The sequence below is a fragment of the Nostoc sp. CCY0012 genome (assembly GCF_963920855.1).
Classification (GTDB): Bacteria; Cyanobacteriota; Cyanobacteriia; order Cyanobacteriales; family Nostocaceae; genus Cyanocohniella.
On sequence record NZ_CAWUDM010000027.1, the window covers coordinates 29,286 to 42,679 of the forward strand.

13 protein-coding genes and 2 pseudogenes are annotated in these 13,394 nt (G+C 42.7%); 5 read left to right on the forward strand and 10 right to left on the reverse strand.

The genetic code is table 11. The features are described from left to right. Window positions 1-3: 3 nt before the first annotated feature. The 4 genes from ACM0OS_RS10105 to ACM0OS_RS10120 form a co-directional block, all read right to left on the reverse strand. Window positions 4-273, reverse strand: a complete 270-nt coding sequence (locus tag ACM0OS_RS10105) for a YlxR family protein (RefSeq protein WP_414543052.1) — start codon at window positions 271-273, stop codon at window positions 4-6. Between the two features lie 189 nt (window positions 274-462). After that, the gene (gene nusA / locus ACM0OS_RS10110) at window positions 463-1,749 is read right to left on the reverse strand and encodes a transcription termination factor NusA (protein WP_414543053.1); all 1,287 of its coding nucleotides are present in this window, start codon (window positions 1,747-1,749) and stop codon (window positions 463-465) included. Between the two features lie 186 nt (window positions 1,750-1,935). Beyond that, the gene (rimP, locus tag ACM0OS_RS10115; RefSeq protein ID WP_414543054.1) at window positions 1,936-2,394 is read right to left on the reverse strand and encodes a ribosome maturation factor RimP; all 459 of its coding nucleotides are present in this window, start codon (window positions 2,392-2,394) and stop codon (window positions 1,936-1,938) included. A 382-nt stretch (window positions 2,395-2,776) separates the two neighbouring features. Next, window positions 2,777-4,216, reverse strand: coding sequence for a hypothetical protein (locus ACM0OS_RS10120; protein WP_414543055.1), 1,440 nt, complete (start codon window positions 4,214-4,216; stop codon window positions 2,777-2,779). Window positions 4,217-4,482: 266 nt separating this feature from the next. Here ACM0OS_RS10120 and ACM0OS_RS10125 point away from each other — a divergent pair. Beyond that, a pseudogene (locus ACM0OS_RS10125) lies at window positions 4,483-5,244 on the forward strand (peptidoglycan-binding protein); the annotation flags it as partial. 227 nt (window positions 5,245-5,471) lie between these two features. Here ACM0OS_RS10125 and ACM0OS_RS10130 read toward each other — a convergent pair. The 6 genes from ACM0OS_RS10130 to radA all read right to left on the reverse strand — a co-directional run bounded on the left by ACM0OS_RS10130 (window position 5,472) and on the right by radA (window position 10,868). Next, window positions 5,472-6,356 carry an SDH family Clp fold serine proteinase gene (locus ACM0OS_RS10130; RefSeq protein ID WP_414543056.1) on the reverse strand — a complete coding sequence of 295 codons (885 nt, stop codon included), beginning with the start codon at window positions 6,354-6,356 and terminating at the stop codon, window positions 5,472-5,474. A 509-nt stretch (window positions 6,357-6,865) separates the two neighbouring features. After that, window positions 6,866-7,666, reverse strand: coding sequence for a Uma2 family endonuclease (locus ACM0OS_RS10135; protein WP_414543057.1), 801 nt, complete (start codon window positions 7,664-7,666; stop codon window positions 6,866-6,868). A gap of 75 nt (window positions 7,667-7,741) precedes the next feature. Beyond that, window positions 7,742-8,074 (reverse strand): type II toxin-antitoxin system PemK/MazF family toxin, encoded by a 333-nt coding sequence (locus tag ACM0OS_RS10140; protein WP_414543058.1) that lies wholly within the window; start codon window positions 8,072-8,074, stop codon window positions 7,742-7,744. A gap of 3 nt (window positions 8,075-8,077) precedes the next feature. Continuing rightward, window positions 8,078-8,299 carry a hypothetical protein gene (locus tag ACM0OS_RS10145; RefSeq protein ID WP_414543059.1) on the reverse strand — a complete coding sequence of 74 codons (222 nt, stop codon included), beginning with the start codon at window positions 8,297-8,299 and terminating at the stop codon, window positions 8,078-8,080. Between the two features lie 224 nt (window positions 8,300-8,523). Continuing rightward, complete coding sequence (locus ACM0OS_RS10150; RefSeq protein WP_414543060.1) at window positions 8,524-9,234, reverse strand: Uma2 family endonuclease; 711 nt, start codon at window positions 9,232-9,234, stop codon at window positions 8,524-8,526. Window positions 9,235-9,308: 74 nt separating this feature from the next. Then, a complete protein-coding gene (radA, locus tag ACM0OS_RS10155; protein ID WP_414543061.1) occupies window positions 9,309-10,868 on the reverse strand; it encodes a DNA repair protein RadA in 1,560 nt (519 codons plus the stop codon). 171 nt (window positions 10,869-11,039) lie between these two features. Here radA and rpaB point away from each other — a divergent pair, with 171 nt between their 5' ends. From rpaB to ACM0OS_RS10175, 4 genes and pseudogenes are all read left to right on the forward strand, one after another. Beyond that, complete coding sequence (gene rpaB / locus ACM0OS_RS10160) at window positions 11,040-11,768, forward strand: response regulator transcription factor RpaB (protein WP_414543062.1); 729 nt, start codon at window positions 11,040-11,042, stop codon at window positions 11,766-11,768. A gap of 136 nt (window positions 11,769-11,904) precedes the next feature. Next, window positions 11,905-12,546: a cofactor assembly of complex C subunit B gene (locus ACM0OS_RS10165; protein WP_414543063.1), complete on the forward strand. Its 642-nt coding sequence runs from the start codon at window positions 11,905-11,907 to the stop codon at window positions 12,544-12,546. 29 nt (window positions 12,547-12,575) lie between these two features. After that, window positions 12,576-12,794, forward strand: a pseudogene (locus ACM0OS_RS10170) (Uma2 family endonuclease); the annotation flags it as partial. Window positions 12,795-12,846: 52 nt separating this feature from the next. Continuing rightward, window positions 12,847-13,365: a DUF456 domain-containing protein gene (locus ACM0OS_RS10175; protein WP_414543064.1), complete on the forward strand. Its 519-nt coding sequence runs from the start codon at window positions 12,847-12,849 to the stop codon at window positions 13,363-13,365. The last annotated feature ends 29 nt before the right edge of the window (window positions 13,366-13,394 follow it).

Sequence of the window (13,394 nt, forward strand, 5' to 3'; positions counted from 1 at the left end):
AACTTAGTTTTGATTTGGGGTATGGCTTTGGGCTAGACGTTGCCACAATGTTTGGTACAGTGTTTCTGGCACTGATGCATGTAGCGATCGCCCTAGTCGATTTTTTTTCTGAGCTGCTTGTAGGCAACTCATTTGCGGACAAATATAGGCAGAACGCCCCATGCCCTGATCTAATTGTACCTTTCCAGATGGAAAGACGCGGACAATCCGCCAAAAGTCTTCTTTCAAGCCTACTTTGCGGCAACTAATACAGCGCCGATAATTCGGTTTCATTAATCTTATCTGACTTCTCCCCAGGGGACACGCTAACGCCAACAGGTAAGCAATCTGGATGTGAAAATAAAGTTGTTATGATCAATCTTTCACTTACTTATGATAAATTGCCTGATTCCTGGTAATCATTGATGACTAATTATGCTGTTAATAGTATCATCTCTCCCAGAAACTGAGAAATTAGAGAAATTAATCGCGATCGCTTGTGTCAAAAGACTCTTCTTCTAGTTCTTCCTCCTCTAGTTCTTCTTGATTTTCATACTCTAGCTCTTCTAATTCCAAATCATCTTCCTCTGGTTCATATCTGGATCGGGAAGCAGCAAATTTAGCATCTTCGCCTGCATAGTCGTACTTAGCTTTATCTTTAATATCGATTTTCCAACCAGTGAGACGAGCTGCCAAACGAACGTTTTGCCCTTCTTTGCCAATTGCTAAACTTAGTTGATCTTCGGCTACTAGTACGTGAGTTTGTCTAGTTTCTGGGTCCATAAGGCGGACTTCATCTACCCTGGCTGGACTTAAGGCATTAGCAATATATGTAGATGGGTCAGGAGACCAGCGAATCACATCTATTTTTTCACCACGTAATTCGTTGACTACTACTTGAATGCGCGATCCCCTAGCTCCAATACAAGCACCCACTGGGTCTACATCACGGTCGAGGGTATCTACTGCTATTTTAGTCCGGGGGCCTACATAACGGGAAGGGGGATTGGCCTCTCGCGCTACAGCTACAATCCGCACCACTTCATCCTCAATTTCTGGGACTTCGTTGGCAAATAAATAAACCACTAAGCCAGCATCAGCCCGAGACACGAGTAATTGAGGGCCCCGTTGTTGACCTTGGGAAACTTTTTTGAGATATACCTTAAACGTAGCATTTGCTCGATAATTATCGTTGGGCAATTGTTCCCGTTTTGGTAATTCAGCTTCCACTTCTGGCTGACCAAAGTTACTGGTTACTGCCAAAATTACTGATTGTCTTTCAAACCGCAAGACTCTAGCTTGGAGAACGGTGCTTTCTAAGTCTTGAAATTCTTCTTGCACCATCTGGCGTTGCTGATCTCGTAGTTTCTGCGCCAGTACTTGCTTGGTTTGCATCGCGGCCATGCGCCCAAATTCCCCTTGATCTGGGGTCACATCTAACACAACAGAATCGCCTAATTGTGCTTCGGGAGCAACTTGTTGCACTTCATCAAGAGATATTTGATGATCAGAGTTATCAACTGCTTCAACGATGCTTTTAGTGGAAAGAACGCGAAACCCTTCTCCTTCAATATCGAGTTCTACTTCAAAATTTTCAAAATATTCTTCATCAAATTGTTTTCTTTCTAAATTTTGGGCGCGACGATAACGTTCGTAGCCTTTGAGTAATGCTTCTCTAATAGCGGATTGCACTGCTAGACGAGGCAAATTGCGCTCGCGGCTGATACTTTCAATTAATTCTTTTAATCCTGGTAAACTAACCATTGACATAAGCAATCTCCTTTAAAATTAAGTGCTAGGGACTAAGGACTAGAGACTAGTAACAATAAAGCAGGTAGAAACTCAGCATCAATAAGCATTAAAGAATTAAGGATGTAGAGAAAGGTTTTACTCTATTCCCTAATCTCCATACCCTAATCTTTGGCCCCTAGCCTCTAGCCCCTATTTTCCCGTTGATCAGCGCTCCTCTAGCTGCACCTTTGTAATGAGGGTGCGGGGGATTTCAATGACGCGACCTTTTTGATTTAAGTAAACAGTTGTTTCGTCCCGGCGAATCAGTTGACCAATCCACTCTTGTTGTCCATCGTAGGGTTGGGAAGTGGAAATGATTACAGGAAATCCTTTGAAGGAAATAAATTCCCTGTCGGTTATTAGTTGTCGTGAAATTCCCGGACTGGACACTTCCAAGACATAAGCGTCTGGAATGATCTCTGCCGCATCTAAGGAAGCTTCCAAAGCACGACTCATCCGTTCACAATCACTCAGACCAGTGTCTTCCTGGGGATTACGAATATCTACCCGCAATACTGGTGGACGCTGGTTAGTATGAAACACTATGCCAACGACTTCCAAGCCCAGTTCTGCCGCTACTGGTGTTGCCAAATCTATAATTTGTGGAACTAAAGGATGAGTCATGCGAAATTTCAATAAAAAAAGTGGGCGTAGACCCACTTCCTGCGATAGGGATATCTTCCAAGAAGTCTTGTGACGAACTAATAATAGTTCATCTCTATTCCGAGTTTAGCGCATTTCTTTCATAGTCAATAGTCAAGGAAGAGGAAAAGGGGCAGGGGTCGGGGGGCAGGGGAGAACCCCATAAATAAAGTTAGGGGCTGGAAATAAGGACAAACTATTTCTCGTGCTTCGCATATAGAAATAAATCTTTATTTCTAATTTTCATAAATAAATTTAATTGCTCTGTTTCCTGTTGGCTCTTAAAATCCTGAATCCTTCCCCCCTGCTTCTTCGGTCATGGGGAAAAAACTTCATCCTTGCTTCCTCATCCCCCTGATTTGTCTCAACTTTCCCTTTTCACTGGAAGAACAGTACCTTGATCGACCAAGGGTGCTTGTGTTCTTAGCTTTCTAGTTTGTTCTAAAATTTGGTCTATATCTTCTTGGGATAGGCGTTGGACGTAGTTGAGTTTGACTTCTTCTAAGAAATCAGCAAGTAAGCTTTGGATTTCCTCAAGTACATGTTTTTGCTGCATTTCTTCTCCCAAGGCGGCGGTAAAGCGTTGTGCTAGTTGACTAGAAAGTTGCGCCCCTTGAGGATCTTCCATCGCAGCAGTTACGGCACTATAAAGGTTATTTGTGATTTGAGTTGCTAGTTGTTCGCTGAGTTGGGTTTGCATGTCTCCCATTCCAGGAAGATGGTGCAGGTTACGGTAAATGGGGGTTTGATTCAGTCCAACTGTAATGTTGTGGCGTAAAATGGCAACGATTTCTGGTTGAATTTTGGGTAGCACTTGATAGACGATTGTTTGCACGAAAATACCTGCGATCGCTTCGACTTCATTGATATTGTTAATATCTATGTAGGAACGTAAATTTTCTTTTGACGATAGCCAACTGGTTAAGTCACCACGCCGCACTGAACCTTGAATCTGGTTAATTACTCTAACAACGACTATTTCTGTAAGCTCCTCGGCAAAATTAGCTAATATTGTTTGGTTTATTTGCTGCTGCAATGGTTGAAGATTCAATAACCGCGATTGGTTAAGACGAATGATTACGGGGATGATTCGTAACCACTGAACAAATGGTAGTAGCAGAAATATATCGTACCAACGCCACAAAATTGCATTTACCCAAGTAAAACTGGGATGACGGCGACGCAGATAGAAAGAACGTGCCAGCAACTCGATGCCAAAAAGCAGGATAAAGGGTAAATCAATGCGCCAAAAATCATCCTGAAGTTCCCCATTTTCACCTATACGGCGAAAGTAGTTGGTAGCTATTAAGGGGCGGATTTGTCTGTTAAAAAAATTAATTTCTTGGTTCCAGCCTTGTTGCGATAAGTACTCTGGACTCCAAAACGTAGAAAAAGACTGTTTTGCCGATTCGATACCGATGCGATCGCGCATTCGATTTTTGGCTTTTTCAAAATTGCCACTTTTATTGACGGCTGCGAATGGATTACTGTCAACCATTTCGTTGCTAAGACGGTCAAGTTCCTCTAGTTTAGCCTTGGCTTCTGGTGAAGTTAATCCAGTCTGGCTTACCTGTTCTTGGAGTGCATCTACTCTATTCAAATAATTTGTTGTTTCTCTGTGGTTTTCTATACCTTTGATAGGGTCATAAATCTGGGTGATTTGGGGAAAATTTCGTAAATAGAAATCCCGCCAAGGCACGTAACTCAAATCAAACAAAACTAAGCATAAATTTACAGTGGCAATCATTGCCATTAATCTTTCAAAGACAAGGTTTTGTTGTTTTGGTGACTTGCGATTAGGCATTTTTAGTTCTTGATTATACATCTGGAAAATGCGCTTTTTTTAGCTTCAGATCGATGCTGCCCATCATTACTGCTCATTTAAAATACTTCTATAGGAAGATGGCAAAAAAAAGATTTTATACATTTAGTTTAGTTTAGCTAATAGAACTCACATTAATCAAAAATTATTAATAATCAAGAATAAAGTATTTAACAAAATGTAAAATTTCTCTGTTAACCTCTAGATACTTCTGAATACTGCTGATTTAATCCAAAGGAGTTTTTCATATGTGGTGTGATTTTGGAAAAACCAGCATGACGATTGCTGTTACTTGCGTCGTAACAGCTAGTTTGGTGGTAGCAGAAACAACTTTTGCTACTCGTCAGCGTAACTATACGCCCCAGGAATTTCGGGCTGTGTTACAGGGATTGGGCTATAACGTTAAGGTGACCAACGGGCCCCTCACGGACAAAGAAACGAGAAAGGCAATCTCTGAGTTTCAGACAGGGTACAAGTTATCTGTGGATGGGATAGCAGGCCCACAAACCCAAGATTTTGCAGCTAATATCGTCCGCATTTTGCAAGCAAATTTAAATGTAGTATTGCAACCTGAGACTCCCTTACCTCGTGATCAATTCTATGGTAAGCAAACAGAAGCAGCTGTCCGAGAGGCTCAGAAAAAGTTTGAAATGGAAGAAACTGGCATTGCTAATTTGCCATTCCGCCAAATGCTGAATGAAGAGGCCAGGAAAATTATAAGTCAGCCAACACCAACGCCGACACCAACACCGACACCGACACCGACACCGACACCGACACCAACGCCAACACCAACACCGACACCGACACCGACACCAACGCCAACACCAACACCGACACCAACACCAACACCAACGCCAACGCCAACGCCGACACCAACGCCAACGCCGACACCAACGCCGACACCAACGCCGACACCAACGCCAACACCAACGCCAACACCAACACCAACGCCAACACCAACGCCAACGCCGACACCAACGCCGACACCAACGCCAACACCAACGCCAACGCCAACACCAACACCAACGCCAACGCCGACACCAACGCCGACACCAACGCCAACGCCGACACCAACGCCGACACCAACGCCAACGCCAGAAATAACACCAGAAACAACACCAGCGCCAACGCCGGCACCAATACCATAAGCGTCAAGCCCTATCAAGCCCTAGCAGGTAAGCTGTCCTTACGGCCGGCCTAGCCTGCCTTGGGCTGCTATTGCGAATTACGAATTTTAATTGGGTTCTTCCATTGGTCTACCTTTGGGCGACGGTAGAATGGGACGCCGATCATCATAGGGCATGGGAATATACTGAACGCTGGGTCGTCCCCCTTGTGGTTGTGGATACAAATCCATGAGTTTGTAAATAGAAAGCGGTAGTCCTACGGTTATAGGTAGTCCCATTTCTGTGGCTTCTTCAACAGTGACGGGATAATCATGAGTGACACGTCCTGTTGTCAAAGCTTCGATAATCGGTTCAATATTTTCTGGTTGAACTTTTTGTTTAGGTATATTGTCTTTTAGTAGAGTCCGCACAAAGCGCTGTACTTGTTGAATAGCCTTTCCTGCAAGATCAGCCATAATTAGAGTTTGGTCATCAATATCACCGATGGGTTTATCTGCAACCACTTTTAAAATACTAGCTGCCGGATAGTTACCTAATTGGGGATCAACTGGCCCTAAGACGGCGTTGGCATCCATGATAATTTCATCAGACGCCAGGGCAAGCATTGTACCGCCACTCATGGCGTAGTGAGGCACAAACACGGTGACTTTGGAAGGGTGACGAATTAATGCCCTAGCAATTTGTTCGGTGGCTAAAACCAAACCACCAGGGGTGTGTAAAATTAAATCAATGGGAACATCGGGCGGTGTGAGGCGAATTGCCCGCAATATCTGTTCTGAGTCTTCAATAGTAATATAACGCGAGAGAGGGATTCCCAGTAAACTGATGGACTCTTGACGGTGAATTAACAAAATCACCCGGCTTTTGCGTTCTTGCTGAAATTCTTGCAGGGTACGTAAGCGCCTAGATTCCATTTGGCGCTTTTGCCAGAGGGGTTGTAAGGAAGTGAAGATTAGGAAAATCCAAAATAAGTCACCAATACCAAAGCCCATATAAAAATTGTGTAAAAATAACGGTTGTTGTCATTATTGTGACAATTTTTAGGCGATCGCATGTCTATCTAGAGGTTTAACAATCCTTGCCAGAAGTCCCCTATAGTAAAAGCCGGGTTTTGATTACCAACTGGAATATGGGAAAATACTTATGGTTGTTGACCCACCCACACGGCTGCAAACAACAGGCAACAGTAGCGGTAGTACGCTTGCCAAGGTAACTAGTGTAAGAAAGGGGGAAAGACCTCGGTCACTGGTTCGCATGATTATCTTCTGCGGTAAAAGATCAGCCATACACAGATGTACGTAACAGTAATCAAACTGCCTGCGGGAGGCGGGTAGCTGCGCGGGTTCTCCCTTTGAGGAGATAAACGGTGCAAACCGAGAGACGCTGTGTAAGACTCAGACCGGATTTGGTTCCGGGTACTCAGCAATGGGTACGCCCAACAGAGCAACGGCGAGTGAGACGCAAAGCCCCAGACGTAGCGTAAGCGGATTCTGTGGGTACTTCACCTCAGTTCATCAGGATTTACACCCAACTGTCGTAACCGTTCTGCTAGTTGTTCGGATTTTCTGTTGGCTTTTTCGGCTTCTTGTTCGGCAATTCTAGCCCGTTCATTAGCTGCCGCAGTTTCTTCTGTAGGTTCAGGAATCATTTCCCCTTCTAGGGTAAACCACCTTAACCACAGTTTTTCAATACTTCTAAATGAACCTTGCCACAAACCTAAACTTAAACTGATTTCTGGCATGGGTAAACGTCCATTACTAAAAGTCATGGGTTCATAATGACCACCGACTAACTGAAATGCTTGAAGTTCATTGGTGTAGCGGCTAAAAACGATGTGGTAAGGAATGCGGAGAATATTTTGATAAACTTCCCATTTACTCGGAGGTTGATTGATTTTACTGGGTTTGTTACCTAAGTCTTCATCTTCTGTTCCAGGTGATAATAATTCCACCACTACAAAAGGATTTGCTGGTTCTTGCCAAGTTACATAACTTAAACGTAAATCTTCACCTTTATAGAGTTTTTGCACACCGACAACGCCAAACCAATCAGGGCGTTTGTACCATAAAGGATGCTGAACGTCATAGTAAAGATTTAGGTCGGCCGCACTATAAACTAATTCGGGATTCCAGTTAGTTGGCTGGAAAGTTAAATATAAAAGTAAAGGTTGTAAAAAATGAAAATCGTCTGGCAAACCTGGTTCCTCTGGGTTATCACTGGGTAAATCATACATTGTGGGTAGGGTTTCCCAAGGTGGAAGCGGGGGATCAGATTGGGGGATATATTTAGGGAAGATAGTCATAGTAAATATGTGTTAGATATGGATAAAAAAAGCTCAGTATGTCAATAAATTTAGAAGTAATTTAATGAAAATTTTTTATTTAATTGAAGACCATAGTTGATGTATAGACTGACATACTTTATGCCAATCATTTGGTTTTAAAATTCCTAATTGACGTTCTAATAAATTCTTTTCAACTGTGGCAATTTTATGCAATCTTACGATTGAAGGACGCATTAAACTTGCTTCCTGCCATTCAGTAATTTCAACATCAAAAGCTGTTTGATTTATTTGACTTGTAATTCTTGCCACGACAACATCATTATCTCCTGTATTTAAAAGTAATAGCGCTGGACGCAGTTTAAAGTTTACTGCATCAGAAAAAGGTAATTTAAGTAAGACAACAGAGCCAATTTGATAATTTTGCATTGCTTAAATCGTATCGTATATATCATCATCTTCGTTGTATCCTTTTAATAATTGCTCGGATGTGAGACGATACCAAGCTGTTTCTTCTCGTTCTTCTTCTGTGGGTTCATTGACGAGAAGAATTACTTTTACTTGCTGGTTATTTGTTAACTGTTGTAGAACTATATCTGGTAATTCTATTTTGCCTTCGGTACTGATGTTTGCTGGAAATTCGTATGCTTTCATTTTTTTCTGGGCGATATATGACTTGTAAGAAATTAATATTTAACAAATTAATATTTATGTCTATTACTCAATTTTACTGTTATTACCTAAATATAAGTAACTAGCATCATGGTTGTCTCGTGTTGTCCAGATCCCCAACTTTTTTGAAAGTCGGAAATATCAAAGATATTGAGGATTTTTATGGGATTAAAATAGCGATCGCAAATTCTTCAATGGCAAAAAGTCTAATATTGTGGCTCAATTCCTGCGGCGCGTAGTTGTGCTGCTAGTCGTTCAGCGCGTTGGCGTTCTTGTTCGGCTGACTCGAAACCCCAAAGCAATAGGTTTCCCTGTTCATCCCACCACCGTAACCACTTTCCTGTCCGATTTTCACGAGTTCCTTGCCATACACCCAAGTAGAGATTGATTTCTGCTATCCAGTACAGCTGGTTGTCGTTTGCTGCTTGCAACACGTACCGTTCTGTTTCATCTAAGCGATACATCTCGAATTTACCGCTATCTGGTGCAAAAATTATGTAGTTTGGGACTTTGAGAATTCGTTCGTAAAAAAACCATTTTCCGGGGGGATAGGTAGGTTTGACAGAATACTCTGTTCCGTCTGGATCGGAAATAAATTCCATTACCAGCAAGGGAATTTCACCCTGGAGTTGGGGGGTATAACTGCGAATTATTTCTTCTCTATTGACACTGATTCTGGGAATATAGGCCCAATCAGGGGCTTTAATGACAATTTTGCCGTTTAGGGTGGCACAAATGCCATAATTCGTTGTTATCAGGGTATTTTCTGGGACTTTTTTAGCTATTTGTAAGCTTTCGGTTAGTGCTGCGGCTAAAGCTGGTTGGTTGATATTGTCCACTGGATCATTTGGTAGCTTGTAATCATCGGGAAGTTTTTCCCAGGTGATTTGGTAGTTGGGGGTGATGATGGCTGTCATGTTTAGTAGGAAGTAGGGAGTGGGGAGTAGGGAGCGGGGGAATGCTTCTATAAACTGTCCCCCGTAATCTGTTTCTATTCGTCGTCCTCTATATCTAAGTCCTCGCTTGTCAGTTCCTGATGGGGGATGGCGGCGATAATTGCATCTATTACCTTGGCAACCGGTAAAATCTCGATATCATAGTCAGGATATTTTTGCCCTTTGGGAACGATCGCCCGTTTAAATCCGAGTTTGGCTGCTTCTTTTAACCGCAGTTCCATTTGGGATACCGATCGCACTTGTCCGCCTAACCCGACTTCACCGATTAATACTGTGCCGGGATCAACTATGCGATCGCGGAAACTAGCAACGATGGCGATGGCAATTCCTAAATCTACGGCTGGTTCTTCGACGTTTAATCCTCCGGCTGATGCAACGTAAGAGTCTAGTTTGGACATGGGAATGCCTACCCGTTTTTCCAATACGGCGAGAATCTGTACTAGGCGGTTGTAATCTATACCTGTCCCTGCACGTCGCGGAGAAGGGTAACTGGTAGGACTAACTAAAGCTTGCAACTCTACAACGATGGGGCGAGTCCCTTCGCAAGCTACAACAATGGCTGTCCCTGGTGCGGGATCATCACGGGTGCCTAAAAATAACTCTGAAGGGTTGGAAACTTCTCGCAGTCCTTGTTCCACCATTTCAAAGATGCCGATTTCGTGAGTTGCACCAAAGCGGTTTTTGACTGTTCTTAATAATCGATGCGAGGCGAAGCGATCGCCTTCAAAATACAATACTGTATCTACTAAGTGTTCTAAGACTTTCGGCCCGGCGATCGCTCCTTCTTTGGTGACGTGTCCGACAATTAGCATGGTGATATCTTCATGCTTTGCCACCTTCATCAAGGCAGAAGTACATTCCCTGACTTGGGCTACAGAACCTGGTGCAGATGTCAGTGCTGGAAAGAACACTGTTTGAATACTATCAATTACTGCTAAATTAGGCCTGAGAGAATCTATTTCTCGTAAAATCTCTTCTAGGTCTGTTTCCGGTAATACATATAAATCCGCATTTTTACCTTCTTCAATTTCTTCTAAAGACAGTGTTTTTACTGCTATTTTGCCGTTGTCATGATGCTCATCATCTTCATCATTAGGTTCATCACTAGGCAAATCAGGGATTTTTGATACTCCCAAGCGAGAGGCGCGCAATTTTACCTGTTGTCCTGATTCTTCCCCAGTTACGTAGAGAATGCGGTATCTCTGCGCCAGTTGGTTTGATACTTGTAACAGTAAAGTAGATTTACCAATTCCGGGATCACCACCAATGAGAACCATCGAACCGGGAACAATCCCACCCCCAAGCACCCGATCTAGTTCACCATAGCCTGATTCCCATCGGGCAATTTGGCGATCGCTAATTTGATCAAATGTCAGCGAAGCTCGGGCTTTTGCTGGTTTACTAGGAGGTTTGCCGTTGTGCTGATTTGTTTGCCAATTACTGATCCCGCCTCTAGAAGGTATATCTACTGATGATTGGATGGAAATCTGCTCTTCTAGGGAATTGTAGGTGCCGCAAGCTGGACACTTGCCAAACCACTGGGGAGATTCTGCTCCACACTCATTACAAACGTAAAAGGTTTTAGGCTTTGCCATTCTTAAAAGTTATTAAAAAATCTTAATTTTTCCTTAATTTTTTGCTCAAAACTAAAATCGAAGAATGGTAAGAGTTAGAGCTTTTTTCCAATCAATTCATGGAATGATATCTTAATATTATGGTATTAAAAATTAATCATGAAAAATTTTAGTTAAGGAGCGCTGAAAAACTTGGAAAGTCATAAAGAAAAAATCCTGGTGGTAGACGACGAAGCCAGCATTCGCCGGATTTTGGAAACGCGCCTTTCCATGATTGGCTACGATGTGGTGACAGCTGGCGATGGGGAAGAAGCTTTGGAGACGTTTCGCAAAGCTGAACCTGACTTAGTGGTTTTAGATGTCATGATGCCTAAGCTAGATGGCTATGGTGTGTGTCAAGAATTACGTAAAGAATCAGATGTCCCCATTATTATGCTAACAGCCTTAGGGGACGTTGCCGATCGCATCACCGGTCTAGAATTGGGTGCTGATGACTATGTAGTTAAACCATTTTCCCCCAAAGAGTTAGAAGCGCGCATTCGCTCAGTACTGCGCCGAGTAGATAAAACCGGGACTTCTGGGATTCCTAGCTCTGGGGTAATTCATGTTGGTAACATCAAAATAGATACCAATAAACGGCAAGTCTACAAAGGTGATGAGCGGATTCGGTTGACAGGAATGGAGTTTAGCTTGCTAGAGTTGCTAGTCAGCCGTTCAGGAGAAGCTTTTTCCCGTTCCGAAATTTTGCAGGAGGTATGGGGTTACACACCAGAACGTCATGTAGATACCCGTGTAGTAGACGTGCATATTTCCCGTTTGCGGGCCAAGTTAGAAGATGATCCTAGTAATCCCGAATTAATTCTGACAGCACGCGGTACTGGTTATTTGTTCCAACGGATCATTGAACCAGGAGAGGAGTAGGGAGATGGGGAGATGGGGGACAAGGGGACAAGGGGACAAGGGGACAAGGAGATAAGGAGATAAGGAGATAAGGAGATAAGGAGATAAGGAGATAAGGAGATAAGGAAAAGTAATTCTTCTGAATGACCAATGACTAATGACTAAATCTGATGCTAATCGAATTTTGCGGCGTCTACCCTTGGCTGTAGGTGGGTTAGGCGCTGTACTTTTGTTGATTAACCGTTTATTGACACCAGAATTAACTCAGTCCCAAGCACGTGGGGATGTGCTGGGCGTAATTTTGAGTGCAGTGTTGATTTTAACGGGTTTAATTTGGCAGCAAGTACAACCGCGATCGCCTGAATCTGTAGAATTAATGGGGGAAGAAGGTTTTGTCTTAGCAGCAGATTTACCACAAGCCGTGAAAACAGAATTAGCTTGGGCATCCCATTTATTATTGACTAATACAGTCACGCGATCGCTTGTAGTGGTTTATCAAGGCAAAGTTTTGTTACGTCGCGGTATTCTGGCTACTAAATCTGAAGTTGTACCAGGGCCAATATTAAAACGAGTACTAGAAACACAAAAGCCGATTTATTTAGTCGCTTTATATGTTTATCCGGGGCGAGTTGAATTTGATTATTTGCCAGAAAATACTCAAGGTGTAATTTGTCAACCAATTGGTAACCAAGGTGCCTTGATTTTAGGGGCTAATACTCCCCGCAGTTACACCAAACAAGATGAAAATTGGATTGCAGGCATTGGTGATAAATTAGCAGTTACTCTCAAAGATATTTAATTTTATATTGTTAATTGTTATTTCCTCGAATGGTAACAACAGCACCACTGGCAGAAACCCGAACTTTGCTAAAAAATATTAGCTGGCAGACATTCAAAGCCATGCTATTAGATATGGGCAATGAACGCAACACGCGATTAGTTTATGACAATAAAATAGTAGAAATCATCACCCCACTTATGCCGCATGAGAACTCAAACCGCCTGATTGAAGGCTTAATTCTTGTGCTTTGTGAGGAATTTGGCTTAATCGCACACTTGAGAATCACAAAGTACAACACCAATCTAAAAATTACAAACTATGCAATTTATTTATTGGCTACTAATTTTCGTGATGGTTGTAGGAATCATTGGTTCTGTGGTTCCTGGTATCCCTGGTAGTGGTTTAATTTTAACCTCTATTATTATTTGGGGCGTGATTAGTGGTTCCTTTGCCTCCATTCAGATACCCCTGATTGTCATAGTCGTAGTTTTACTCCTCAGTATTGGCATTGAATTTTTAGCTAGCTACTTAGGTGCAAAACATGCAGGTGCTAGCAAGTGGGGACAAATAGGTGCAATTGTCGGATTGATATTAGGATTTTTTGGTTTACTACCAACTCTGCCTTTTGGGGGCCCCTTGTTAGGAATATTACTAGGGCCACTACTAGGGGCAATTATTGGTGAATTTATTTACCGACGTGAATTATGGTTGTCTGTTAAGGCTGGAGTAGGAATTATTGTCGGTTCACTGGTGGGAAATTTGATTCAAGGGGTCTTGGCGATCGCAGCAGTGGTAGTTTTTGTAGTTACAACTTGGCCTCAGGTATACGGCGCGTAAAAATTTGGTATACTGTAATTACCCCATCC

Bases quoted from the DNA above. Each gene is read 5' to 3' on its own strand.
- ACM0OS_RS10165 (WP_414543063.1), top strand. From the start codon at position 11,905: ATGACTAAATCTGATGCTAATCGAATTTTGCGGCGTCTACCCTTGGCT.
- ACM0OS_RS10135 (WP_414543057.1), bottom strand. From the start codon at position 7,666: ATGACTATCTTCCCTAAATATATCCCCCAATCTGATCCCCCGCTTCCA.
- ACM0OS_RS10175 (WP_414543064.1), top strand. From the start codon at position 12,847: ATGCAATTTATTTATTGGCTACTAATTTTCGTGATGGTTGTAGGAATC.
- ACM0OS_RS10105 (WP_414543052.1), bottom strand. From the start codon at position 273: ATGAAACCGAATTATCGGCGCTGTATTAGTTGCCGCAAAGTAGGCTTG.
- radA (WP_414543061.1), bottom strand. From the start codon at position 10,868: ATGGCAAAGCCTAAAACCTTTTACGTTTGTAATGAGTGTGGAGCAGAA.
- nusA (WP_414543053.1), bottom strand. From the start codon at position 1,749: ATGTCAATGGTTAGTTTACCAGGATTAAAAGAATTAATTGAAAGTATC.
- ACM0OS_RS10120 (WP_414543055.1), bottom strand. From the start codon at position 4,216: ATGCCTAATCGCAAGTCACCAAAACAACAAAACCTTGTCTTTGAAAGA.
- ACM0OS_RS10130 (WP_414543056.1), bottom strand. From the start codon at position 6,356: ATGGGCTTTGGTATTGGTGACTTATTTTGGATTTTCCTAATCTTCACT.
- ACM0OS_RS10145 (WP_414543059.1), bottom strand. From the start codon at position 8,299: ATGAAAGCATACGAATTTCCAGCAAACATCAGTACCGAAGGCAAAATA.
- rimP (WP_414543054.1), bottom strand. From the start codon at position 2,394: ATGACTCATCCTTTAGTTCCACAAATTATAGATTTGGCAACACCAGTA.
- ACM0OS_RS10150 (WP_414543060.1), bottom strand. From the start codon at position 9,234: ATGACAGCCATCATCACCCCCAACTACCAAATCACCTGGGAAAAACTT.
- ACM0OS_RS10140 (WP_414543058.1), bottom strand. From the start codon at position 8,074: ATGCAAAATTATCAAATTGGCTCTGTTGTCTTACTTAAATTACCTTTT.